Here is a 22,239-nt window from a genome sequence, read left to right on the forward strand (position 1 = left end):
TGCTCCGGGACGGACGCAGTGGGGCAAGAGGCCCTTCCGGTAATCTGAACGGGAGGCGGACACGATGACGTACCCCAGCTCCGATCCCACTCCGGACGACCTGGTCAGGGCCGCCCGTGCCGCTGGTGTGACCGACGAACGCCTCCTTCACGCCCTGCGGGTCACCCCGCGCGCCGCATTCGTCCCCGCCTCCCACAGGGCATCGGCGTACGTGGACGTACCTGTTCCCATCGGCCACGCTCAGGTGACGACGCAGCCCTCGCTGGTAGCCATGATGATCGATGCGCTCGGCCTCACCGGCAGCGAGCGTGTCCTGGAGATCGGTACCGGCCACGGCTTCCAGACCGCCCTCCTCGCCCGGCTGGCCACGGACGTCGTGAGCGTGGAGCGGTGGCCGGACTTGGCGCAGGAGGCCCGGGGCAATCTCCTCGGTGAGGGCGTGGAGAACGTCGAGATCGTCGTAGGCGACGGGACGCATGGTGTGCCCGAACTCGCCCCGTACGATGCCGTCATCGTCTGTGCCGCCTTCCCGCAGGTGCCGCCGCCGCTGATCGCCCAGCTGCGTATCGGTGGCCGTCTGGTCCAGCCGATCGGGCCGGGCGGTCAGGAGGAGGTCGAGGTGTACGAGCGGAGGGCCCACGGTCTGATGCGCTGCGGGGTCGTTGTGGCGGCACACTTCGTCCGGCTGTACGGGGCCTACGGATATCCCCCGACGGCCCCGTTCGGGGAATCCGGCCGACATGGGTGACGCCGTTGCGGTCCTCGGCATCGACGCGTGCCCGGGCGGATGGGTGGCGGTCGGACTTCGTGATGGGCGGTTCGCGGGCGCCCGCGTCGGCACCTGCCTGCGGTCGCTGCTCCGCGAGGCCGGGAATGACGCCGGCGGCGTCGTGGCCGTGGACATGCCGCTGGGACTCCTCGACGCGGGGTGGCGGCGCGCGGACACGGAGGCGGCGGCTCTGCTCGGCCGGCAGAGGGGCAGTGTCTTCCGGGTGCCGCCGCATGCGGTGTGGCAGGAGGAGGATTACGCGGCCGCGAACCGCCGGTGCCGGGAGCTCACCGGAGCCGGACTGAGCCGTCAGAGCTGGGGGCTCGCCGTCAAGCTGCGAGAGGCGAACGACTGCCTGGCCGATACCGGGGGCGATCGTCTCTTCGAGGTGCACCCGGAGGTGTCGTTCCGGGCGCTGGCGCAGGGGGCAGCGCTCCCCCACCGCAAGAAGAGCTGGGCGGGACAGATGACCCGGCGCTCGCTTCTCGCAGCGGCCGGGGTCGTCCTTCCCGACGATCTCCAGGACGCGGGACGCGTGCCCCCGGACGATGTGCTGGACGCGGCTGCCGCAGCCTGGAGCGCGCACCGCATCGCCCAGGGCCGCGCGCAATGCCTCCCGGACCCGCCGCAGCACGACCGCCGGGGCCGGCCGATCGCCATCTGGTACTGAGACCGCCAGATGCATGCCACTGCCGGATGCATGCAGTGGTGGACGCCCGTGCGGTACTACTTCAGGAAGTAGAGGTTGCCCTTCTCGATCATGTGGTTCGCGTAGATCCGGCCCAGGGTGGGGTTGTCCCGGTAGAAGCCCACATGGCCGTTCGACATGTCCACGACGACTGGCCGCGCGAAGCACGCGAAACGATTGCGCTGCTGCTCCTGTGCCCACGCCATGGCCGCGGGGTCGACGCGCTCGCTCACCAGGACCGGGAAGGCACCCACGCCGGTCTGCAGCCCCACCGGCAGGCCGCCCTTGTTCTTGCGGGCGTAGTCGAGGACGTGCCAGGTGAAGGCCTCAATGGCCGGCACGGTGATCTCGGGCACGGCCGCGACCGCAGTGAACAGGTGCAGCTTGGTTGCCGCCCACTTCATGCGGAAGTCCGCGCGTCGGCCGATGAGGACCGGTGTGCCTCCACAGTGCTCCCAGCGCGGGGCGCACCCGTCGGTCGCCAGCCGGTGCTCGACGAATCGCAGGTAGTTCTGTACCGGTGTTGCTTCGTTCATGGGCAGATCATCGCTCAGGGCGGTCCCCCCGGCCCCACCGGGCCCGGGTCCTCACGACCACGGTGCGGGGGTCGGCCACAGAGACCGGCCACAGAGACCGGCCAGAAAGACTCACCGCGCGGGTGCGGGTGACCAGCTCTCTCCATGTCCGCTCGGCGGCGCAACCGCAGGGATTCGGACGTCCGCGGTTCGGCCACGGACCGCACGATCCGCCGGTCCGGCATACACTCGGCAGCCGCTTCCGATCCAACGACGGAGCGGAACCGATGGGAGAGGACTGATTGACCGTGTGGCAGGAAGCGCCGATCTACGACCGGCTCGTCACGGAGCTCGGGGACGTTCCCGCGCAAGTGCGCAGCGAAGCCGAGCGCACTGTTCGAGAGCTGGAGCGTGTGATCCGGCCGAGCACGCCGATGAGCGGCGGGCTCCCTCCGGCGGTACGGTCGTTCGCACCAGGGCAGTGATCGGACAGTTCCCCTGAGGCCGGCGGTCGTGCCGCCCGCGGAGTACGTGACGTCGCGGGCCGTCGTTGGCACTCGCTCACATGGACGGGCCCGCAGCACCATGTGCGACGGGCCCGTCTCTTCGTAGCCGAGGCGGGATTTGAACCCGCGACCTCTGGGTTATGAGCCCAGCGAGCCACCGACCTGCTCCACCCGGCGGCCTCCACTGCAGGACGGGGCGGCCACGCCGAGCGAGTGCTTTTGCGGCGGCTCACCGAGCAGCGTTGGCGAACCGGCCATCTCGGCCGGCCCGGATGCCGTTGCTCGTGAAGCACCGCTGACCCGACGCCGAGCTGTCGCCCGTTCGCCGACTCGGCCCCCGCCCACGGTTCCCCGACCGGAAAGCTCAAATGTTGCTCTGAACTCCCGCAGGAGAGGGTTGTGCGCTTCCTCACAGGCGAAATTGCCAGCAGCGGGGTGCACGAAGGGGGATCGGCATGGGGAAGGTGTTCCGGCCGGCAGCGGCTGCGGAGGCGCCACGGGCCCTGGACGCGTATGACGTCGCGTTCCTGGCGGGCGGGGCTCAGCGGGTGGCGGACAGCGTGGTGATCGCACTGAGCGAGCGCGGGCTGCTGGTGCTGATCGGTACACGGGTGCGTGCCGTGGGCCAGGAGCAGCCCCAGCACCCGGTCGAGCGCGTCGCGTTCGCATCGTGTCCGCGCGGCAGAAGCGTGGTCCATGTGCGCACGGCCGTGCAACGCTCCCCGGAGGTCGAGGAGATCGGCCGGCGACTGGCTGCACGAGGCCTGGTGACCGGGACCCGCCACCGGCGGACCAGGGCGGGCAAGCGGCAGGTGAAGGCAGCTCGACGGGACGAGAGCCTGCCGGCATACGTCTTTGCCGGACCGGCTGTCCTCCCGGACGGGCGGGTCCGCCGCGGCATCATGGACGCGCAGCCTCTACCGTCCGGTTTGGGCCGGCTCCTGGCCCGCATGGGCAGAGGCCTGGACCTCGACTACGACCCCGGCTCGGACAGCGGTCCGGACGGCGGTTCGGACAGCGGCTCTGACGGTGGCTTCAGCTGCGGCGGCTCGGACAGCGGTTACGGCTGTGGCGGAGGAGGAGGAGGAGGAGGAGGAGGAGGAGGAGGCGGCGGCTCCAGTTGTGGCGGCGGGGGCGGCAGCAACTGAGGCCCCGCACCGCAACTTCCCGTGCCCGTCGCATCATCGGCGCCGAGCGAGGGCCGCACCATCGAGCAGTGCCGCGGTCAACCAGTCGGCTTCTCCCAGACCGAGACATGCTGGCGGCTCTCGCTCGTGAAAGGTTCCCCCGTCCATCCGTCCCACCGCTCGCGCAGCCGCAGCCCGGCCAGCTGGGCCATCAGGTCGAGTTCCGCCGGCCACACGTACCGGAAGGGAATCGACCTGAACTCACCGCGGCCGTCGACGACCTCGAGGTAGTTCGAGCTCATCGCCTGCGTGGCGACGTCGTAGGCGTCGAAAGCCCACCGCGTCGGGCTCACATGAAACGGCACAACGTTCTGACCAGCAGGGAGTTTTCGCAACTCGGGAATCATGACCTCGACGACGAAACAGCCTCCCGGGTCGAGGTGAGCCGCGACGTTGCGGAAGCAGGCCACCTGCGCCGCCTGTGTCGTCAGATTCATGATCGTGTTGAAGACCAGGTACGCGACAGAGAACGTCCCGTCCACCCTCGTCGTCGAGAAGTCGCCGATCGTCACGCTGATCGCGTCACCACCCGGCTTGGCACGCAGCCGGGCGACCATCGCCCGTGACATATCGATGCCATGGACCGGCACTCCATGGCGTGCCAGCGGCAACGCGACGCGTCCTGTCCCAATACCCAGCTCAAGGGCCCGGCCGCCACCGGCCAGTCCCGCCAGGACACCGACGGCCGGGTCCACGACGCGCGGCTCGAACATGTCCGCTGACGACGCGTCGTACGTCGCCGCGACACTCGCTCCGAAGTATCCGTCCTCATCACCCATCGCACGAACGTACTGCGAAGGACCGCTGCAGTGCCCGCAACTTTCGCGGGTCACCGCAGCCGTGAGGACCTCCTGGACTCACACACCTGTCGCTCCATCGATCCGCTCCCGGAGCAGGTCGGCGTGTCCGTTGTGCCGGGCGTACTCCTCGACCATGTGGATGAGCACCCAGCGCAGCGACACTGTCCCCCGCCACGAGTCGTGGCCCTCGATGTCGAGGTCGGGTGCCTCGGTGACGAAGCGGTCGGCGAACGCCACTTCAGAACGCCATGCTTCCCACGCCGTCGCGACGACCTCGGGGTCGGACACCGCACCGTCGAAGTCACCGTCAGGGGCAGCCGTCGAGGAAAAGAGGGGCGCTACGTCCTGCCCGGCGAGCACCTGCCGGAACCAGCGGCGCTCCACGTCCGCGAGATGCCGTACCAGGCCGAGCAGGGAGAGCGTGGACGGCTCCACGGACCGCCGGGACAACTCCGCCTCCAGGCCGGTGCACTTCAGCTTCAGGGTCGCGCGCTGGGCTGCCAGGAAGTCGACGAGCATGCGGCGCTCGTCGCCGGTCGCAGGACCGCTGAATCGACCGTCGGGCTCGGCGCTGACGAATATTTCCGCTCTTCTCCTTGGGATCGCCATCCCACGATCATGGACCATGCGGTGGAGGCCCGGAACCCTGCCGCGGCACTGCGCGCTGAGCGAGGGGCCGGGGGCGAGGGGCTTCGCGTGGACGCGCCACGCCCCGGCGATCCCGTCGCGGGTCAGGCGGAGCCGGTCGTGACCGCGCAGCCTGGGGCTCCTCCCCCGCGATCCGGAGGGCCGTGCGGCGGCTCAGGCCCGCAGCGCCGTAGCGAGCCCGTCCCGGGAACGCCGCATCAGGGTCGCGTGGACGGCGGATGCGACGACGATGCCGATGGGCAGGGCGTCGAGCGACGTCCAGCCCACACGGGCCCGCTCGCCCGCGCCCTGGGCGGTGTCGCGAGCCTGTGACGCGTCCCTTCGGTGTGCCTCCGGCGTCAGGAACCGTTGTCAGTGGCGGCGTATAGCGTGCACGGACCAACTGGCGTGACGGGATGGGGAATGCACGTATGGAGTTCCGGATCGGGAGAAGCGCTCTCGCAGAGGCAGTGGCATGGGCGGCCTGTTCGCTGCCCGCACGTTCGCCTGTGCCCGTACTGGGCGGCCTTCTCCTGACCGCCGACTCCTTCAGCGCCTCTGAGGTGTGCTTCGAACTGTTGGGCCCGGGCCAACGGGCACTGCTCAGCGGCGTACCGGGTGCGGATGACGTAACGCGCGAAGGTCATCAGCATCTACTGATGTCGGTGCGGCAGCTGAGCTGACGGACCGGACGGTTTCCCACAGCCGTGTCCGTATCTTGCGGCTGTTGGTTCCATTCACCCCACCGGTGGCTGGCGTAGGTTCGTGCAGCCGTGCCGCAGGGCCGACCGCGTCGCGAACGCCCGGATGGCGGGCAGCCGCAGAAGGTCTCCATGGCCCCCTCGGGAACGACCCTCAGGGCAGTGGCACACCGCGCGCCGCCAGCCAGAGGTCGTACCACTCCTCGTGGGAGAGGTCCGGCTCCCGCTGGGCCGCGTCGCGGCAGGCGCGGATGCGATCGGGGTGGACGCTGCCGATGACCGGGGCGATGCGGGCGGGGTGGCGCCGCAGCCACCACAGCAGGACGGACTCCGGAGTGGTGTCCTTCTTCTCGGCCAACGAGGCGATCAGCTCCGCGGTGGCCCGCTCCTGCGGCGTCTCTTCGCGGCCCGTGAAGCGGCCCTGGGCCAGCGCGCCCCACGCCTGGAGTTCGATGCCGTTCGCGCGGCAGTATTCGAGGGTGCCCAGCGGGAAGCCGTTGGCCGACGCCGCGGGGGTGTTCACCAGGACGCCCGCTTCGAGCCAGTCGCGGCGCTGGAGGCTCATCTCCAGCTGGTTGGCGACCAGGGGCACGCCCAGGCGGGCCAGCAGCGGCGCGATCTGCTCGCCCGCCATGTTCGAGACGCCGAACCGCCGCACCAGCCCCTGCCGGTGCAGGGACGTCAGTGCCTCGGCTATGTCGTCGGGATCGGCGAGCGGGTCCGGCCGGTGCAGGAGGAGCACGTCGATGACGTCGGTGCGCAGCCGGGTCAGGCTCTCCTCCACCCGACGTGCGATGGTGTGCCCGCGCAGGTCGTAGATGCCGGGGCGCTCGCCGTCGGGGAGGCGGATGCCGCATTTGGTCTGCAGGACGATGCGTTCGCGCAGCCCCGGTGCGCGGGCCAGGATCTCGCCGAAGACCGCCTCGGCCTTGCCGTGGCGGTAGATGTCGGCGTGGTCGAACGTGGTGACGCCGATCTCCAGGGCCGCGGCGACCGCCGCCTCGGCCGCGGCGATGTCCGCCGCCCCGTAAGGGCCGGGCTCCCAGCTCCCGCCCAGTCCCATGCACCCGTACAGCAGGTGTCCGCCACTCATGCCCTTGCTCGTCGTCACGGCGTCACCCTACGGGGCCGCGAGCGGTGCCCGTGTGCGGGGTGGAGGCCGGGCAGGATGCGACAGTGCCCCGCCGTACCCCGTGGAGGGGCGGCGGGGCCTGGTGTGTCGAGCCGGACCGGCCTCGTGCGCGGGTCAGCCGAGGGCGGGCGCGCCCTGCTCCGCCGCCGCAGCTTCGGCGCCGACCGTGCGCAGGGCCGGCAGGCGCTGCGCCAGGGCGCCGAAGACGACTCCGAAGACCGTCCACAGCACGACTTGGACAGCGACCGCAGCAACCCTGAACTCCCACAACAGGGCTGCGGGGAAACCGGCCTTGACCGCGTCGTCGTTCGCAGGCAGGAACACGAACGCGACAGTCACGACCGCGATGAAGCCCGCACCGGCGACCAGCGTCGCGTTCCAGTTGCCCAGACGCGGTGCCAGCCGCCGCCCGGCAATGACCGCTGCGATGCCGAGCAGCACACTGAGCAGGATCATCAGGAAGAACAGCGTGGTGCGCTTCCCGATCGTGTCCGGGTTGCCGACCGCCGGCGGGGTGGCCGGGTATTTCAGGAACGGCACCAGATAGACGGTGGTGAAGGCTGCCGCCGCAAGGAGCGCCGCGGTCGCCCGTGGGCTGAACCGGCCCACACGTCCCAGTACGAAGGAGAACGCCAGGGAGGCGATGCCGCCCAGCGCGACCCCGTACACGAGAACGCCGGTGGCGAGACCGGCGGTCGATTGCAGGGAGCGGCTGACCAGCTCCTCTTCTTCCTCGGCCGCTTCCCCGGGAGCGGCGCCGCCGTGCCCGGCATGAGCCTCCTGGGCGGCCTGGGCCTCCTCCACCGCGATCGAGCCGTCCACGGCGGGCTCACCCACCACATAGGCCACGGCGAAGGCGAAAAGTCCTGCGATCAAGCCCGCGAGCATGCCACGGACCAGCAGACCTCTGACAGTTGAGGCGTACACGTGCGTCGCCCCTCAGTGGCAGGGGAAGCCGAGCAGATGACGTCCGTCGTGCACCCACTCGTGCACGTCGGCACCGGCGAACACGGACGTGGCGCCCTGTTCGGCGCCGACGAAGTACAGGGCGATCAGCGCCAGGAGGCCGACGAACACCGCCCAGGGCAGAACCGCACGCACGGGCAGAGGAGCCGGCACAGGAACGGAAGGGGTGGATACGGCAGCGGAGACGACGGCCTCGGCCATGATGGAACCTCCTCGGGAACACGCGTCCCATACGGTGGTGCAGGACGACGGCCCACGGGTCTGACTCGCCGCGGCGCGATCCCTTCCGGGATACCGCTGCGGCATACAGTGGCGCGACCGTGCCGGATTCTCACCGGACTTCCGTCTCGCCGTCGTCACGTTGTTGAAATGTCGACGCGACCGTACCGCGAGACGGACTTTCAGCCAAGGGCGTGAGTCCCGGATCACTCCCGCACGCCCCCCATCGATAGGGTGCGCCTGACAACTGACGAGCGGAGGGACACCAAGGGAACCGATGACAGTACGCGTCACTCTGATCTCCCCCGCGACCAGCGAAGCACTGCGGGACGTGCGGTTCGACGACGACAGCTCTCTCGACCCGGCGGGAATCTCACGCGCCGAGGCCGCCGCGGGCGCACTCGCCCCGGCCACTCACGCCTACACGTCGCCGTCCCTGCGCTGCCGCCGGACCGCCCAGGCCCTCGGGCTCGACGCCGAACCGCTGACCGACCTCGCCGCCTGCGCCATGGGGCGCTGGCGAGGACAGACGCTGGACGCCGTCGCGGCCGCCGAAGAGGAAGCCGTGGCCCTTTGGCTGGGCGACCCGACCGCGGCACCCCATGGCGGCGAATCGCTGCGGGACGTACGCATCCGGGTCGGCGCATGGCTCGACACTCTGCACAGCCGGGCCGGGCGCATCCTCGCCGTCGCGGAACCGGACGTGATCCGCGCCGCCGTGATCCACGCCCTGTCGGCACCCGACCAGACATTCTGGCGGCTGGACGTCCGCCCCCTTACCGCCACCGAACTCAGCGGCAGGGCCCAGCGGTGGAATCTCCGAAGCGGCCGTCCCCTGGAAGGGCAGGCAGGCGACCTATGAGGTGGGGTGGCATACTCCACGGCGGTGCCCCAGCACGTCACACCGGCACTGAGCGATCCGCGGTGTCGCACCGCTGCCCAGCATGGAGGTCCGGAACGTGCTGCTCACGCTCAACGGCACGGGCGTGCCGTTCGTCGTGCGCAACGCCCGCCCTGTGGAGGAGGCCGACCTGCGGAGCGCGGTCCACTACTCGGGACGGACCTGGTGCGGAGTGATGTTCAGGTGGTGAACGGCCTGATCGGCACCCAGACACCAACATGCCTGTTCTCCGACCCGGATGAGGCGATCGCCGCACTGGAAGACGCCGTTCCAGGATTGGTGAACCACCGTCGACCGGAGCCCGCCGTGCTCGACTGGGCCGTGCTGGAGAGCGGCCTGGGCACTGCTCTGCCCAGCGACTTCAAGCGCCTCGCCGAGTGGTATCCCGCCTTCGTGCTCGACGACTTTCTCCTGGTGAGCCTGCCTGATCCGGGCAAGGAGGACCACTACCTGCGAGGCATCGGCAACGACCTCACAGGGGTCATCCAGGCGTGGTGGGAAGCCGACATGTCCATCGGCTTGCGCCCGCATCCGGCCCCAGGCGGGCTGCTGCCGTGGGGAGAGTCGAATGAGGGCGACAAGTTCCTGTGGAGTACCACCGGGGACACTCCGCAGCAGTGGCTGGTCACCATCGCCTCTCGCAACGGGGGCTGGTGGCACTACCAGGGCGGTACCGTCCAGTTCCTCGTCGAACTCTGCAGCGGCACGCTGGAGCCATGGGCGCTGCCTCCGGTCAGTCCTGAGGTCACCGAATCCTTCCCGCCGGAAAGCAGCAACCACCCATAGAAGACGCCGCCTTGGCGGAGCCGACAGAGAAGAGCGGGAGCAGGGAGCGGGCGCGCTCCCTGCTCCCCGCCCGCCGGGGTCTACGCCGATGGTCCGCTGCGGCGCTTGAACCAGACGACCCCACCGGCACCGAGCACCACAACGGCTGCGATCGCGCCGATCACCACACCGTTGCTGCCGCTGTCGCTCTTCTCGGCGGCAGTCCGCTCAGAGGTTGCCGTGCGCGCCGGCGCCGGTGCGGCCACCGGTGGCGGCGCGGAGGGCGAGCTCTCCTCCGGAGTGGGGGCCGGGCTCGGCGCGATGGGCTTGGCTCCGGGAGCGGCCGGTTTCAGTTCCAGCATCGGAGCCGGGTTCTCCGTTCCGGTGCCGCCGCTGGGCACCTCGATCCAGCGCGCGACCTTGCCGTCGCCGTACGTCTCGAGGGTCTTGAAGACCAGAGACTTCGCATCCGGCAGCTGCCGGACGACGATCCTGTACTCCGCGTCCACGCCGGTCTTCAGCACGGCGCCGCCCACGGTGTACCCGTCGGCAGTCGGGGTGAACGTCCAGCCCTTGGGCACGTCCTTCATCACCACGGTGGAGGGTGCGATGCCCTCGGGCAGGACGACTCGCAGCTCCTTGATGCCGGCGGTGTCCGACTCGGCCTCGGAGGTGAAGGTCAGGGTGACGTTCTCGGCGAGCGCACGGGCGTCTGAGGCGGTCACTTCGGCGTGCGCGGCAGCGGTGGTGGCTCCGGCGACGGCAGCGATCACCGCGGCGAGTGAAGCGGTGCTCAGACGAAGGGCGTTGCGAGACAGTCGTGTTCTGTTCATGGTTCTGTGACTCGTTTCGGTGCAGCGCGGAGCGGTCGAGTACCGACACGGTCCGCTGACGACAGGACGAGGGATGCGCAACGCATCCTCGGCGGACCTCTGAGCGCCAGAACATGAACGAGTCGAGCCCGTACGGGGAGGAAGTCGCGGGCGGCGAGCGGTAGCCCGCCCGAGCACGGCCTGGGCACCGCAGGCCGCAAGCGGCGTCGTCCGGTCCCAACGGCGAGTGATACGGCGGCCGACCGTGCCAGCCGGCTCAGGATGACCGGCAACGCGGACAGGCGGGCGTCGGCCCGGTGCATCAGAGCGGCGACGGCCACAGCGGCCAGAACGTGCACGAGCAGCATCGACGACGGGCCGTGGTGGACGGCATGTCCCGTGTCGGCTGCCAGGTGGACCTCATGGCTGCCATGAGACGACGCCCGCACCGACAACTCGCGATGCAGCACCGCCTGGGCGGCCAGCGTCGCGATCACCACGGACGGAAGCGCGCGGCTTCGCCGTGCACCGACGAGAGCGGCGACAAAGACGGCCACCGTCGCCACTGTCAGACGCGTCCAGGGCACGGGATCTTCGGAAGCCAGATGGTGGCCGACCGTGGCCAGGGCCCCACTGATCGCCGCGAACAGTCCAGCCCGCAGGAACCGTCCGCACAGCCCTTCAGGCGGTGCGGTGCAGCTCACGGAAACCCTGGTCGCGGTCATGCCGTGCTCATCATCCATGCGTCGGCCCCGAAGCGGTGTCACAACCCTCCGATACGTAACTCGCGCGCCGGTTGCTCGGACTGCCCGACCTGGCGAGCGTTTCCTGCTCACCGTCCGGGAGGCGGGCGGAGCGCCGCATACGTACCCGCGCAGGCGGCGACCACGATCACACAGCCGGCGAACACCAACCCCGCCCCGCGCAACCCGAGCCACATGGCCATGGCGCCCACACCCACCACCGGCAGGGAGATACCGGCGTAGGCGACGACGAAGAACGCCGAGATGGTCCCGCCTCGGTGCCGTTCCGGGGCAGCGCCGCTGACGAGGCTCAGCGCGCCGCGGAAGGCAAGGCCCTGCCCCGTTCCACCGAACAGGGCACCCATGACGAGCAGGGGCAGCGACTGGGCGATCAGCGACGAGGCCACCAGCATGAGTCCGACGACCAGAACGCCGCAGCCGACGGGGAGCGCACGGCGTGCACCGAACCTCCCCGTCAGTGACTGTCCGATCGTCGAGGCGAGGAACACGGAGAAGACGACGGCGCCCGTGACCGCCAGATTGTGGACGTCCAGGGTCATCGCGACAAAGCTCGGCGCCACCGCGGTGAAGAGGCCCAGCAGTGCGAAACCGGCGAACGCCGCCACCGACGAGGGCACGAACACACCCTTCATCTCGGGCGGGACCGATACGCCTTGTGGGCTCAACGGCGGCCATCGCTGCGGGTCCTGGACGGTCTCGGGGAGCAGCCAGGTCGTCACGGAGGCCACCGCCACCAGGGCCAGGTGGACCCAGAACGTCAGCATCAGCGGCCAGGGCGCGTACTGCGCGAGCAGCCCCGACAGCAGTGGCCCGCAGCCCAGTCCGCCCATGTTCGCGGCGGTGGCCGCGAACCCGGCGCGCGCCTTCTTCCCGGGCCCGGCGAGCTCGATGACGGCCGCCGTCGCCGCACCGCTCAGCAACCCTGCGGCGAAACCCGACAACAGTCGTCCCGCGAAGAGCAGTGGCAGACCCCTCTCCAGGAGGAAGCAGCACGCGCTCGCGGCCGAGAAGCCCATGGCCGCCAGAAGGACGGGTCTGCGGCCCACTGCGTCGGAGTAGTTCCCTGCCACCAGAAGGGCTGTGATGACCGCGATCGCGTACACGGCGAAGACGACCGTCACCATCAGCTCCGAGAAGCCGATCTTCTCCTGGTAGAGGCCGTACAGGGGGGTGGGCAGCGTCGTCCCGGCCATGCCGACGGCGAACACCGCGGCCGCCGCCCGGTACCCGAGCCTCCCTCCCCCGCCTGCCCCGACTCGGTCTCGCGCGCTCGTACCGACCCTGCGAACGATCACGCCCGCACGATACGAGTGACGACCCATGGGCGGCGCCCGGCGCGACGCGGCACGACGCCATCGTGCACGTACGGACGCACGCTCCGGTGTGCCACGCGGCTCGGCACCGAAACGGGTACGGTCCCCAGTCCAGCGAGTCGCCACGGAACGCACCTGCCCCGCGCCGATCACCGCCAGACCGTCGATCGCCGCCGGGGACAACATCGAGTCTTCCAGCCCTGTCGCGGTGGCGCTGGGCATCTTCGCCGGCACGGTCTCGCGTCGAGTCCTGCCGGCCATGGCCGTCGCCCTCGCCGGATTCGCCGTCGTGCGCATCGCCGTCGAAACCCTGGTCCGAGACCACTACATGTCCGCCAAGACCCCTGACTTACGGTTTCGCGAGCGCCCAGGGGCCGAACCCCGCCTCCGACGACTGGGTCATCGGCCAAGGACTGCGGGACGCTGCTGGAAAACTCGTGCTGGACGTGAGCCGGGAGTTCCCTGACCACCGCCAGAGCCGCGATGGCCAGGGCCCCGCTCTCGTTCCCACCGGCATATATGAGTTGACGACAACGTCGCGGCACGTTTGTATCAACGCCGGCCTGGTCGCCCACAACAGTCGACGGCCCGCCCCGCCCGGCCAAGTCGCCCGGGCCGGGCGCTGGTCTCACTCCGGTCCGGAAGGTGCCCATGTGCGCTCGCAGGATGCACGCTGACGAAGTGAGCACCGACGCATCCCTGGTGCGCCGGTTGCTCGGCGCGCAGTTTCCGCAGTGGGCAGACCTCCCCGTCACTCACATCGATTCCGCCGGCACATCCAACGCCATGTACCGGCTCGGCGAGGACATGGTCGTACGGCTCCCGCGCATTGCCGGGGCCGCCGGTGACGTGACGAAGGAGCACCAGTGGCTGCCGCGGCTCGCCCCACCGCTTCCCGTCGCCATTCCCGCACCGCTGGGCAAGGGACTACCTGCCGAGGGCTATCCCTGGCATTGGTCCGTCTACCGCTGGCTCGAGGGCGAGAACCCGGCCATCGGCCGTATCGCCGAGCCCGACGGGCTCGCCGGAGATCTGGCGGAGTTCGTCGCCGCGTTGCAGCGCATCGATCCCACGGACGGGCCTCCCGCATACCGCAGTGAACCCCTGGCGGTGCGGAACGCCACGACGCGCGACGCGATCGAAGCACTTCAAGGGACCATCGACACCGACGCGGCAACCGCCGCATGGGAAGCAGCCCTGCGGGCCCCCACCCGGCCCGGCCCGGCCGTCTGGATCCATGCGGACCTGCAACCCGGGAATCTGCTGATCGTCCGAGGCCGGCTCAGCGCCGTCATCGACTTCGGATGCCTGGGACTGGGCGATCCCGCCGTCGACCTCATCGTCGCGTGGTACCTGCTGCCCGCCGAGGCTCGCCACGTCTTCCGCGCCGCCCTGGGGGTCGACGACGCGACCTGGGCACGAGGTCGCGGCTGGGCGCTCTCGATCGCGCTCATGGAACTCCGGTACTACCGCGAGACGAACCCGGTCATGGCGGACATCGCACGGCATGTGATCCGTGAGGTCCTCCCGGTGTGAGCCCGGTGGGCTCGCATGGGACCGCCGAGGGCTGGACGCAGGTGCCCCGCAGCGGTGTGCCGCCGATCCGCGACATGGTGGCCCGCGGCGGCTGCGCATCGGGCCCGGCCTCGATCGGGCGCGGGGCCAGGCCCGGGGCGTAGGGGTCCAGCAAGGTGAGGCCCAACGCCCCGACGGTCCACACACCTGGATCCATTGAGCGTGCCCTGCGGCCCGGGAGGCCGCAGGGCACGGGAGGCCTGGTCGCGGTCAGCCGCGGGCTGCGCGGCGCTTGCGGGTCGCCACCAGGATGCCGGCACCGGCCAGGACCGCCACGGCCGCGGCACTGGCGATCACCGGCGTGGCGCTGGACCCACCCGTCTCGGCGAGGTCGCCCGGCGGCGGCGTGCTGGGCGCCGGAGCGGGAGTCTCGGAGCTGGGCGGTGTGGTGGACGGGGTGTCCGAAGGCTCCGGCTCCTCCGAGGGCTTCGGGGGCTCCGAAGGCTTCGGGGGCTGCGAGGGCGGCTCGGACTCGCAGACCGGCGAGGTCTTGGTCTCGTCGCGCGAGAACTTCTCGCCGTCGCCCGCCTTCACGATGAGGCGCACCGGCACCTCGGCCGTGTGTTCAGGCAGCTTGAGCGTGTCGTGGAACTCCCGCCCGAACTCCTTACCGGTCAGCAGGTCCTTGCCGTCGACGGTGATGGTCACCGTGTTGGTGACATCGTCGTTGTATGCCTTGAGATCGACGGTGACTTCGGAGCAGGTCACCGTCCACACGGGAGTGTGGGCCGCTGCCGGAGTGGCGCACAGACCCACTCCGATTAACCCTGTGGCCGCACCCGCTATCAGCGCGCCCGAGCGCTTCCACGCGCGGGTAGGTACCTTCATCAATCCTCCACGTACATCCGAACATCGGGTCTGGTGCCGCGCAGAGTACTCCCCCGTCCCTCGCGCCCCGCAGCCCACCCCGCCCCCATTCTTTACGCGCAGGTGAGCAGCATCGCGCTTGCGCCGCAAGGTGGTTGGGGTCAGCCGCCGGTCTCCGTCGGGGCCGGCGTCGGCAGGTCCGCGGAGGGCTCGGCCGCGGGCGAAACCGTCGTTGTGTAGTCGGACCAGATCTGCGCCGGGAAGACGCTTCCCCGCATTGAGTCGTCGCCGCCCGTGCCGCTCATGGGCAGCAGAGGTTTGCCGGGCTGGGACCGGAACATCGTCACCGCTGTCGACAGCTTCTTCGTGTAGCCCGCGAACCACGCGGCCCGCTGTGTGTCGTTGCGGCCGGTGGAGGCCGCCGCGAAGAGGCCCAGCTTCCTCACCGCCGGTACGGCCGGGGTGTCTATTGCCGCGTCCCGGAGGACCGAGGTGACATCGAGCGCCACCGTCCGGTCCATGACACGCCGCGCCGGCGGCCGCTCGAGTCCGCTGACCGGCTCGTTGCCCCGCAGCACTTTGGTCACCGAGTAGGGCTCGTTGCGTACCCCGTCGCCGGCGAACGTCGCGTACGAGCCGGCCACTCGTATCGCGCTCGGCGAGGAGGTACCGAGGGGGAACTCCTTGTTGCGGGGGGCCATGCTGCTCTTGAGCATTCCGGCTGCCACGGCCATGTTCTCGACCCGATCCAGCCCCGTGTCCGCGCCCAGTTGCAGGAACGGTGTGTTGGCGGAGGTCACCATCGCCCCGCGCAAGGTGGTGTAGCGGGCGGATGAGGCCAGGGGGGACACGAAGTTGTCCGGTCCGCGCACCGGTGGCAGCCCGGTGGACAGTGTGCCGGTCTCGTCGTAGAAGCTCTCGGTGGTGACGATCTGTTCGGAGCCGTCCTCGGCCACGACACCGTTCTGGAGCGCGGCGGCGAGTACGAACGGCTTGAAGACCGAACCTGCGGGGACCCCCGAGGTGTCGGCATTGTTGGTGAAGTGCCGGGTCGCGTCGGCGCCCCCGTAGATCGCGACGATGGCCCCGTCGTCCGGCCGCACGGACGCCGCGCCGACCTCGACGTGCCGGTCCTCCTTGCGGGTCTTCGGGTCGATGTGCCGGGCGAGGACACCCTTGACGGAACGTTCGAGCTGGGCCACCGCGTCCTTGTCGAACGTGGTGTGGATCTGGTAGCCGCCCCGGTCGAGGTCGGCGTCGGTGAGGCTGGAGTTCTTCTTGACGTACCGCTTGGCAAGGTCGACGAGGTAGCCGGTCTGGCCGCTCAGATTCGTGGACATGGACTGCTTGCGGGGCTCGGGGAACGTCGTGTACTTCGCGCGCTCCTGCTCCTTCATCATGCCCAGGTCGACCTGGCGGTCCAGGATCCAGGACCAGCGCTCGACCGCACGCTTCCGGTTGCCCGCGCCGACCGCGGGATCGTATTCGTTGCCGCCCTTCAGCAGTGCGGCGAGAAAGGCGCCCTGGCTGGGATTCAGCTTGTCGACGCCGACTCCGTAATAGGCGTTGGAGGCGGCTTGGATGCCGTAGGCGCCGCGGCCGAACCAACTGGTGTTGAGGTAGCCCTGGAGGATCTCGTCCTTCGACTTCTGGCTGTCCATCTTCAGCGCGATGCAGAACTCCTGCACCTTGCGGGAGAGTGTCTGCTCCTGGGACAGATACGTGTTCTTCACGTACTGCTGGGTGATGGTGGAGCCGCCCTGGGTCTCCTGGCCCCGGGCCATGTTGGCGACGGCACGGGCAAGACCGGTGTACGAGACACCGGAGTCGGTGTAGAAGCCGGCGTTCTCGGCCGCTATCGCGGCATTGCGGACCGGGACAGGCACCGTGGACAGGGGCACGTTCTGCCGGTTCACCGCGCCCACACTCACCATCTGGCTGCCGTCGGACCAGTAGTAGACATTGGCCTCCTGGCTCGCCGCGGCCCGCTCGCTGGGAATGTCGACATAGGCGTAGACGAGGGCGAACAGCCCCAGCAGAGCGCCGAAGAGAGTCACGAAGGTACCGAGCAGCAGCCGCCACGACGGGAGCCAGCGGCGGACCCCGCGTCTGCCCCGCCGGGGATAGTCGATCAGGCGCGGGCGCTTGCTGCCCCGCCTGCGGCGTGAACGGGATGGAGGCGTCTCTTCGCTCATGCTGCGGCTGCTCCTCGGTCATGCCCCGCGCGCACCATCGGCGCGACGCGGATCTCTACGAGCAATACGCACTGCGGCTCCGCCGCGTTGTCTCTCTTCTGTGTGAAAGAAAGCACGCCGCCGGCAGGGAACCCGACAGTGGCTGTTCGCCTCTCACCGGTACGGCCCCGCCAACGCACCACAACCCCCACCCCTCCCGACCACCGGCCCACCGGCCCACCGACACACCGACACACCGACACACCGACACACTGCGTCCGTGGACCGGACCGGCCGTGTCAGCAATCAAGGTCCCTGCCGATGTACAGCTCGGCAAAAGCCTCCGCAGCGGCGGGCGATGCGAAGAGCCGCCGCAGCCGGGCCGTCGCACAACCCGCCCGGAAGGGATCACCCGACGAGGGCCCGTGCAGCACTTCCGAGAGCCATTGCGAGAACTCCTGGTACTGCCATGCACGCCGCAGGCAGGCCGCCGAGTAGCCGCGCAGGCCACTGTCGTCGCCGTCACGGAGGGAGGCGACGAGTGCGTCGCCGAGCAGCATCGCGTCGTGCAGTGCGAGGTTCATGCCTTTCGCGGCGATCGGTGCGGCGAGGTGGGCGGCGTCGCCCGCCAGGCAGAGCCGTCCGTAGTCCATGGGCTCCACGACGTAGTTGTGCATGTCCAGCACTCGCTTCTCGATCAGCCGGCCCTCGGTGAGCGGCGGCGCCCCGTCCGCCGCCAGCCGGACGCGGAGCTCGGCCCACACCCGCTCGTGCGGCCAGTTCTCCGGGTCGTCGCCGGGCGGGCACTCGAGGTAGTAGCGGGTGACCTGCGGGCTTCGGGCCATGTGGCCGGCGAAGCCGCGTGGATGGACACCGAAGACGACGCAGTCACTGGACGGCGGCGCCTCGGCGAGGAGAGCCAGCCAGCCGACGCCGTAGTCATGCCGGGCGAGGGTCGTGTGCTGCGGCGGCAGGCAGGTGCGCGTCACCCCGCGTGCGCCGTCACAGCCCGCGACGACATCGCAGTCGATCGATACCCGCTCGCCCGACTCCGGGTCGGTGTACGACACCGAGGGCCGATCCGTGTCGATGGCGTGCAGCTCCACATCGCGTACGCCGAATCGGACGTCGCCGCCCGCGTCGTCCGCGTACGCCCGGACCAGATCCTTCACCAGCAGCGGCTGCGGATAGACGTAGTGACGGCGTCCCGACAGCTCGGCGTACCCGAACCGATGGCGCTCGCCCATGAACCGGACTTCGAACTCGCTGTGCGTCTGGGCGTGTTCCAGCAACCGGTCGGCGAGACCCCGCCGTTCCAGGGCACGCACCGCCCACTCCTCGATGAAGCCCGCTCGGGGCCGCTGCTCGATGAAGTCCCTGCTCTCCGTCTCCATCAGCACACAGTCCACGGACGCGGCACGCAAAATGCTGGCGACCGTGAGACCGGCGGGGCCCGCACCCACGACGACCACGCGGGTGCGCTGCTTCGCGACGGAGGCGGAGGGTGAGGAGGCGTCAGTCATGCCGGGCATTATGGCGGTGCTTCGTCGGAGCAGAGGTGGTCCAGGCCGGCGGTGACGGCGTCCTTCAGGCCGGCGTCCCCGGTCAGTCCGGTACCCGGCTGGCTGTACGCGTGGGCCATGGTGTTCGGCCGGTTGAAGCTGTCGTTCATCCGCTGCGAGTAGCCGTACGACTCCTGAACGGTGTCGGGGGCCGGGTCGGCGTAGTTGAGTTCGGGCCACAGCGAGCCGCTCGCCGGTGCCATGGTGGCCCGGAAGCCGGTTGCCTGTCTTCTTTCCACTACCCACCGCCCCGCCGGCCTGGAGAACCTCGATCCGAACGGTCGAGGTCGATCCGAACGGTCGAAGCCGCAACGGGCGCTCGACTGCTCACGATCGGTCCCCAGGGGCGGGGCGGAGCGGTTCTGCGCTACCGGGTCGGGGCTGGCGGAGGTACGGAGTCCGGCCGGTGCGCGCAGCAGCCTTATGCCGCTTTCGGGCTGGGGCTGGTGATCCAGCGCAGGATCGTCGCGATCGTCGTGTCGTCTAGCGCGCTCAGGACTTTGATGGCGTCGAGGTCGCCGGGGAGCGGCGCGACTCCTGTCCGCGTCAGGGCGACGTGCAGATCCAGGCGGCGCCGGTCGGGCGCCGCCAGCGCGAGGGGCACTCGCCGGCTCGGGTCGGGCGGCGGCAGAAGCTCGTCCTCGCCCGTCGTCACCGCGCTGTGAAGCCAGTCGCCGTCACAGTCGCGCGTGCCGGGGAATCGGTAGGGATCCATCCCGGTCTCCGGCAGCGCCGACGGCATCGCGAGAAGGGGCTCAGCATTCATGGAAGCCTCCCAGGTTGTGTCTCTGACACCACACAAGGCGCAATGGAGCCCCTGCTGGTTGCACCCTGGAACACACCTCACCCGAACACCGTATAAGGCATGTCGTCACACCATCCCCGCCGCGCCCCGGGACGGTCCACGGAAACGAGACGCACCCCGAGCGACGGCCACGGGGGCAGGACAACGGTTCCTCGTACCAGCGGGGTTCCGTGCATCGTCCCAATGGCGGAGCCTCCGGAGACCTCGGAGCAGGAAGAGATCCGGAATGTCGCACGTGTACGAGATCTTCGGTCACTCGGTGCACCTGGTGGCGGACCTCTCGGGCATCTTCATCTTCGCCGTGACCGGGGCGCTGGTGGCCGTCCGGATGAGATTCGACGTCTTCGGCATCATGGCCCTCGCCGAAATCACCGCCCTGGGTGGCGGGGTGTTCCGTGATCTCGTCATCGGCGACGTTCCTCCTGCGGCCTTCCGGGACATGGGCTACTTCATCACGCCGATCATCGCGGGCACCGTGGTCTTCTTCCTGCATCCGGTGGTCAACCGCATCAGTGGAACGGTCCAGGTCGTCGACGCGGCGGGGCTCGGCCTGTTCACCGTCTCGGGGACGGTGAAGGCCGCCGTGTGGGGCATCGAACCGTTCCATGCCGCGGCCATCGGGGTCGCGACCGCGGTCGGCGGCGGAGTGCTCCGGGATCTCCTCGCGATGGAGATCCCTTCGCTGCTGCGCCGCGACCGCGAGATGTACGCGCTGCCGGCCGTCCTCGGGGCGGGCACCGTGGCGGTGCTGCTCGAGTTCGGTCTGCTGGGTCCGATCAGCAGCGGCGCCGCCATGCTGGCCACTTTCGTCCTGCGGCTGCTGGCGCTGCGGTACGGCTGGCGCGGCCCACTGGCCCGGAAGAGCGGGGAACCTGCCGCGCCCGGTGAGGTCCGGCAGCAGGTCGGCTGAGGCAGGCGGCGATCGCCGGCAGCGCGCTGAGCAGGATGAGCCCGGCCAGGGTCAGGAAACTGACCTCAAGGGCAGTGACGAACGCATCGTCGGCGGCGGCGCGGACCCGGTCCTGCGAGGTGCCGGGCAGCCGGGCGAGCAGGTCGGACGGTGCGTGCTCCCGTGACAGGGCGTCATCGAGGGCGCCATGCTCCTCCGGGGTGAAGTCGGCACCGGAACGCTTCAGCAGTTCGTTCCGTTCCCGCCATTCGGCAGTGGTGAACAGCGCGTTCATCAGCGCGAGCCCGATCGTCGCGCCGATCTGGCGGCTCTGGACCGACAGGCTCGCCCCGACTCCTCGCGCCGCTTCGGGCAGAGCGCCGACGATCAGTGCGGTGGCCGATGGGTAGACCAGTGGTGGCGCCAGGCCGAAGACCAGCAGCGCCGGGACGAGCAGGGCGCCCTCGCGCATCGACACGCCGTGGGCGAGCCACAGCAGGCACCCGCCCAGCAGGGCCAGGCCGGTGACGACCAGCCACGTGCCGTATCCGCGGTCGGTCAGCCGTCCGGCGACCGGCGAGAGGACGATGGTGCCCAGGCTGGTGCTGAGGAGCAGCAGACCTGTCCGCAGGACTCCCAGGTCGAGGACGTGCTGCAGATACAGCGTCACGTAGATGACGAGAGCGAGCGATGCGCACTGGATGAGTGCCAGGGCGGCCATCGGGACGGAAACTGCCCGGCTGCGCAGCGGCCTGAGGTCCAGTAGCGGGTCGGCGGCCCGGCGCTCCACCGCGACGAAAGCGATGAGCAGCACGAGGCCTGCGGCCAGTGGGAGCAGGGTGGCGGGTACGGCCAAGCCCCAGTCCGAGGACCGCTCGCAGGCGAAGACCACAAGAGTGAGGCCGGAGGCGATGAGCGCGCAGCCGGCCCCGTCCATCGTCGCCCCGGCGGGCCCGCGGGTCTCGGCCAGATACCGGTGGGCGAGGACGACGACCAGAGCGCTGGCCGGGACGGTGGCGGCGAAGGCCCACCGCCAGCTCGCGTACTCCACCAGCAGGGCGATCCCCAGCGGCACCGCGATGCCGAAGCACGTGGTGACGGCGGTCTGCACACCGATCGCCCATCCGCGTCTGCGCTCGGGCAGTGCGGCCGTAAGGTTCGCCAGTGCGAGCGGCACCGCCAGCGCGACGCCCAGGCCCTGGACGCCGCGGGCCGCCACGAGGAAGGTTCCGCCCGGGGCGATCGCGCACAACGCCGAGCCCGCGCCGAAGCAGATCATGCCCAGGAGGAACACCCGGCGCCGCCCCACGACATCACCCAGCCGGCCGCAGACCACCGCTACGGCACAGAGGGGCAGCAGCGCCGCGACGATCACCCAGTGCAGTGTGGAGCTGTCGATGCCGAAGTCTCGCTGGATGGCGGGAAGCGCGACGATGATGCTGGTCAGGCTGGAGAACAGCAGCGCGCTCGCGGTCACGGTGGCGACCATGGCCGCACGCTGCCGGGACGTCAGTTCCCCGAGGCTGCCCATGTCGTCCCACTGTCCCGCGTCCCGCGCCGACCGGCACCCGGCCGCGGGCCGCACGCGTGACGGCGTGTACGAGCGACACGGCGTGGCCCAGCAGCTCGATCAGATGCAGCGGCTCGTCACCCGCCTGGAAGGCCATCAGCAGATGGCGCAGGCGGACACGGCGGACGACGGTCTCGGTGCTCTGCTCGCAATCGCATTCACGTTCGCGTTCGCGTTCGCGTTCGCGTTCGC

The 22,239-nt window shown here is 70.1% G+C and carries 22 protein-coding genes, 1 tRNA gene and 2 pseudogenes; 10 read left to right on the plus strand and 15 right to left on the minus strand.

Annotation, left to right across the window (positions count from 1 at the left end; all coding sequences use genetic code 11):
- Positions 1-64: 64 nt before the first annotated feature.
- Together AC0699_RS11070 and AC0699_RS11075 are read left to right on the plus strand one after the other, a co-directional pair.
- Positions 65-748 carry a protein-L-isoaspartate(D-aspartate) O-methyltransferase gene (locus AC0699_RS11070; RefSeq protein ID WP_478658376.1) on the plus strand — a complete coding sequence of 228 codons (684 nt, stop codon included), beginning with the start codon at positions 65-67 and terminating at the stop codon, positions 746-748.
- A complete protein-coding gene (locus AC0699_RS11075) occupies positions 741-1,439 on the plus strand; it encodes a DUF429 domain-containing protein (RefSeq protein ID WP_478658379.1) in 699 nt (232 codons plus the stop codon). The genes AC0699_RS11070 and AC0699_RS11075 overlap by 8 nt, the downstream gene beginning before the upstream one ends.
- A 56-nt stretch (positions 1,440-1,495) precedes the next feature.
- On the opposite strand, the gene AC0699_RS11080 is transcribed toward AC0699_RS11075, so the two are convergent.
- On the minus strand, positions 1,496-1,993 hold the full coding sequence (locus AC0699_RS11080; RefSeq protein ID WP_478658382.1) for a levansucrase: 498 nt from the start codon (positions 1,991-1,993) through the stop codon (positions 1,496-1,498).
- Positions 1,994-2,274: 281 nt separating this feature from the next.
- Here AC0699_RS11080 and AC0699_RS11085 point away from each other — a divergent pair, with 281 nt between their 5' ends.
- Positions 2,275-2,457, plus strand: a complete 183-nt coding sequence (locus AC0699_RS11085) for a hypothetical protein (protein WP_478658585.1) — start codon at positions 2,275-2,277, stop codon at positions 2,455-2,457.
- Between the two features lie 124 nt (positions 2,458-2,581).
- Here the strand turns inward: AC0699_RS11085 and AC0699_RS11090 are convergent.
- A tRNA-Met gene (locus AC0699_RS11090) sits at positions 2,582-2,655 on the minus strand.
- A gap of 278 nt (positions 2,656-2,933) precedes the next feature.
- On the opposite strand from AC0699_RS11090, the gene AC0699_RS11095 reads away from it, so the two are divergent.
- A complete protein-coding gene (locus AC0699_RS11095; RefSeq protein ID WP_478658384.1) occupies positions 2,934-3,626 on the plus strand; it encodes a TIGR04222 domain-containing membrane protein in 693 nt (230 codons plus the stop codon).
- Positions 3,627-3,703: 77 nt separating this feature from the next.
- On the opposite strand, the gene AC0699_RS11100 is transcribed toward AC0699_RS11095, so the two are convergent.
- Together AC0699_RS11100 and AC0699_RS11105 are read right to left on the minus strand one after the other, a co-directional pair.
- Entirely contained in the window at positions 3,704-4,444 is a 741-nt protein-coding gene (locus tag AC0699_RS11100) for a class I SAM-dependent DNA methyltransferase (RefSeq protein ID WP_478658386.1), read from the minus strand.
- Between the two features lie 78 nt (positions 4,445-4,522).
- Positions 4,523-5,074 carry a DinB family protein gene (locus AC0699_RS11105; protein ID WP_478658388.1) on the minus strand — a complete coding sequence of 184 codons (552 nt, stop codon included), beginning with the start codon at positions 5,072-5,074 and terminating at the stop codon, positions 4,523-4,525.
- A gap of 449 nt (positions 5,075-5,523) precedes the next feature.
- On the opposite strand from AC0699_RS11105, the pseudogene AC0699_RS11110 reads away from it, so the two are divergent.
- Positions 5,524-5,635 (plus strand): annotated as a pseudogene (locus AC0699_RS11110) (hypothetical protein); the annotation flags it as partial.
- Positions 5,636-5,947: 312 nt separating this feature from the next.
- Here AC0699_RS11110 and AC0699_RS11115 read toward each other — a convergent pair.
- The 3 genes from AC0699_RS11115 to AC0699_RS11125 all read right to left on the minus strand — a co-directional run bounded on the left by AC0699_RS11115 (position 5,948) and on the right by AC0699_RS11125 (position 8,092).
- Positions 5,948-6,904 (minus strand): aldo/keto reductase, encoded by a 957-nt coding sequence (locus AC0699_RS11115; RefSeq protein ID WP_478658390.1) that lies wholly within the window; start codon positions 6,902-6,904, stop codon positions 5,948-5,950.
- A 135-nt stretch (positions 6,905-7,039) separates the two neighbouring features.
- The gene (locus AC0699_RS11120) at positions 7,040-7,852 is read right to left on the minus strand and encodes a CbtA family protein (protein WP_478658392.1); all 813 of its coding nucleotides are present in this window, start codon (positions 7,850-7,852) and stop codon (positions 7,040-7,042) included.
- Between the two features lie 12 nt (positions 7,853-7,864).
- Entirely contained in the window at positions 7,865-8,092 is a 228-nt protein-coding gene (locus AC0699_RS11125; protein WP_478658394.1) for a CbtB domain-containing protein, read from the minus strand.
- A gap of 295 nt (positions 8,093-8,387) precedes the next feature.
- On the opposite strand from AC0699_RS11125, the gene AC0699_RS11130 reads away from it, so the two are divergent.
- From AC0699_RS11130 to AC0699_RS11140, 3 genes are all read left to right on the plus strand, one after another.
- Positions 8,388-8,972 carry a histidine phosphatase family protein gene (locus AC0699_RS11130; RefSeq protein ID WP_478658395.1) on the plus strand — a complete coding sequence of 195 codons (585 nt, stop codon included), beginning with the start codon at positions 8,388-8,390 and terminating at the stop codon, positions 8,970-8,972.
- Positions 8,973-9,054: 82 nt separating this feature from the next.
- Positions 9,055-9,201, plus strand: coding sequence for a hypothetical protein (locus AC0699_RS11135; protein WP_478658398.1), 147 nt, complete (start codon positions 9,055-9,057; stop codon positions 9,199-9,201).
- A complete protein-coding gene (locus tag AC0699_RS11140; RefSeq protein ID WP_478658401.1) occupies positions 9,198-9,797 on the plus strand; it encodes an SMI1/KNR4 family protein in 600 nt (199 codons plus the stop codon). Before AC0699_RS11135 ends, AC0699_RS11140 begins: the two co-directional genes overlap by 4 nt.
- Positions 9,798-9,877: 80 nt before the next feature.
- Here the strand turns inward: AC0699_RS11140 and AC0699_RS11145 are convergent, their stop codons facing one another.
- Positions 9,878-10,609: a DUF1775 domain-containing protein gene (locus tag AC0699_RS11145; RefSeq protein WP_478658403.1), complete on the minus strand. Its 732-nt coding sequence runs from the start codon at positions 10,607-10,609 to the stop codon at positions 9,878-9,880.
- An 811-nt stretch (positions 10,610-11,420) separates the two neighbouring features.
- Positions 11,421-12,647 carry an MFS transporter gene (locus AC0699_RS11150; protein WP_478658405.1) on the minus strand — a complete coding sequence of 409 codons (1,227 nt, stop codon included), beginning with the start codon at positions 12,645-12,647 and terminating at the stop codon, positions 11,421-11,423.
- Positions 12,648-13,316: 669 nt separating this feature from the next.
- On the opposite strand from AC0699_RS11150, the gene AC0699_RS11155 reads away from it, so the two are divergent.
- Entirely contained in the window at positions 13,317-14,201 is an 885-nt protein-coding gene (locus AC0699_RS11155; RefSeq protein ID WP_478658408.1) for an aminoglycoside phosphotransferase family protein, read from the plus strand.
- A 249-nt stretch (positions 14,202-14,450) separates the two neighbouring features.
- Here AC0699_RS11155 and AC0699_RS11160 read toward each other — a convergent pair whose 3' ends face one another.
- The 5 genes from AC0699_RS11160 to AC0699_RS11180 all read right to left on the minus strand — a co-directional run bounded on the left by AC0699_RS11160 (position 14,451) and on the right by AC0699_RS11180 (position 19,549).
- Positions 14,451-15,068 (minus strand): LAETG motif-containing sortase-dependent surface protein, encoded by a 618-nt coding sequence (locus AC0699_RS11160; protein WP_478658411.1) that lies wholly within the window; start codon positions 15,066-15,068, stop codon positions 14,451-14,453.
- A gap of 140 nt (positions 15,069-15,208) precedes the next feature.
- Positions 15,209-17,242 carry a transglycosylase domain-containing protein gene (locus AC0699_RS11165; RefSeq protein ID WP_478658413.1) on the minus strand — a complete coding sequence of 678 codons (2,034 nt, stop codon included), beginning with the start codon at positions 17,240-17,242 and terminating at the stop codon, positions 15,209-15,211.
- Positions 17,243-17,520: 278 nt separating this feature from the next.
- The gene (locus tag AC0699_RS11170; RefSeq protein ID WP_478658415.1) at positions 17,521-18,744 is read right to left on the minus strand and encodes a 4-hydroxybenzoate 3-monooxygenase; all 1,224 of its coding nucleotides are present in this window, start codon (positions 18,742-18,744) and stop codon (positions 17,521-17,523) included.
- Between the two features lie 8 nt (positions 18,745-18,752).
- The gene (locus tag AC0699_RS11175; protein WP_478658417.1) at positions 18,753-19,022 is read right to left on the minus strand and encodes a hypothetical protein; all 270 of its coding nucleotides are present in this window, start codon (positions 19,020-19,022) and stop codon (positions 18,753-18,755) included.
- 182 nt (positions 19,023-19,204) lie between these two features.
- Complete coding sequence (locus AC0699_RS11180) at positions 19,205-19,549, minus strand: hypothetical protein (protein ID WP_478658420.1); 345 nt, start codon at positions 19,547-19,549, stop codon at positions 19,205-19,207.
- 265 nt (positions 19,550-19,814) lie between these two features.
- Between AC0699_RS11180 and AC0699_RS11185 the strand changes: the two genes are divergently transcribed.
- Positions 19,815-20,498, plus strand: coding sequence for a trimeric intracellular cation channel family protein (locus AC0699_RS11185; protein ID WP_478658423.1), 684 nt, complete (start codon positions 19,815-19,817; stop codon positions 20,496-20,498).
- A 295-nt stretch (positions 20,499-20,793) separates the two neighbouring features.
- On the opposite strand, the pseudogene AC0699_RS11190 reads toward AC0699_RS11185, so the two are convergent.
- Positions 20,794-22,008 (minus strand): annotated as a pseudogene (locus AC0699_RS11190) (MFS transporter); the annotation flags it as partial.
- Between the last annotated feature and the right edge of the window lie 231 nt (positions 22,009-22,239).

The sequence above is a fragment of the Streptomyces sp. NPDC043870 genome, from assembly GCF_056435785.1.

Coding starts and splice junctions, on each gene's coding strand:
- AC0699_RS11070 (WP_478658376.1), top strand. CDS start 65: ATGACGTACCCCAGCTCCGATCCCACTCCGGACGACCTGGTCAGGGCC.
- AC0699_RS11075 (WP_478658379.1), top strand. CDS start 741: ATGGGTGACGCCGTTGCGGTCCTCGGCATCGACGCGTGCCCGGGCGGA.
- AC0699_RS11080 (WP_478658382.1), bottom strand. CDS start 1,993: ATGAACGAAGCAACACCGGTACAGAACTACCTGCGATTCGTCGAGCAC.
- AC0699_RS11095 (WP_478658384.1), top strand. CDS start 2,934: ATGGGGAAGGTGTTCCGGCCGGCAGCGGCTGCGGAGGCGCCACGGGCC.
- AC0699_RS11100 (WP_478658386.1), bottom strand. CDS start 4,444: ATGGGTGATGAGGACGGATACTTCGGAGCGAGTGTCGCGGCGACGTAC.
- AC0699_RS11105 (WP_478658388.1), bottom strand. CDS start 5,074: ATGGCGATCCCAAGGAGAAGAGCGGAAATATTCGTCAGCGCCGAGCCC.
- AC0699_RS11125 (WP_478658394.1), bottom strand. CDS start 8,092: ATGGCCGAGGCCGTCGTCTCCGCTGCCGTATCCACCCCTTCCGTTCCT.
- AC0699_RS11130 (WP_478658395.1), top strand. CDS start 8,388: ATGACAGTACGCGTCACTCTGATCTCCCCCGCGACCAGCGAAGCACTG.
- AC0699_RS11135 (WP_478658398.1), top strand. CDS start 9,055: ATGGAGGTCCGGAACGTGCTGCTCACGCTCAACGGCACGGGCGTGCCG.
- AC0699_RS11145 (WP_478658403.1), bottom strand. CDS start 10,609: ATGAACAGAACACGACTGTCTCGCAACGCCCTTCGTCTGAGCACCGCT.
- AC0699_RS11155 (WP_478658408.1), top strand. CDS start 13,317: ATGTGCGCTCGCAGGATGCACGCTGACGAAGTGAGCACCGACGCATCC.
- AC0699_RS11160 (WP_478658411.1), bottom strand. CDS start 15,068: ATGAAGGTACCTACCCGCGCGTGGAAGCGCTCGGGCGCGCTGATAGCG.
- AC0699_RS11165 (WP_478658413.1), bottom strand. CDS start 17,242: ATGAGCGAAGAGACGCCTCCATCCCGTTCACGCCGCAGGCGGGGCAGC.
- AC0699_RS11170 (WP_478658415.1), bottom strand. CDS start 18,744: ATGACTGACGCCTCCTCACCCTCCGCCTCCGTCGCGAAGCAGCGCACC.
- AC0699_RS11180 (WP_478658420.1), bottom strand. CDS start 19,549: ATGAATGCTGAGCCCCTTCTCGCGATGCCGTCGGCGCTGCCGGAGACC.
- AC0699_RS11185 (WP_478658423.1), top strand. CDS start 19,815: ATGTCGCACGTGTACGAGATCTTCGGTCACTCGGTGCACCTGGTGGCG.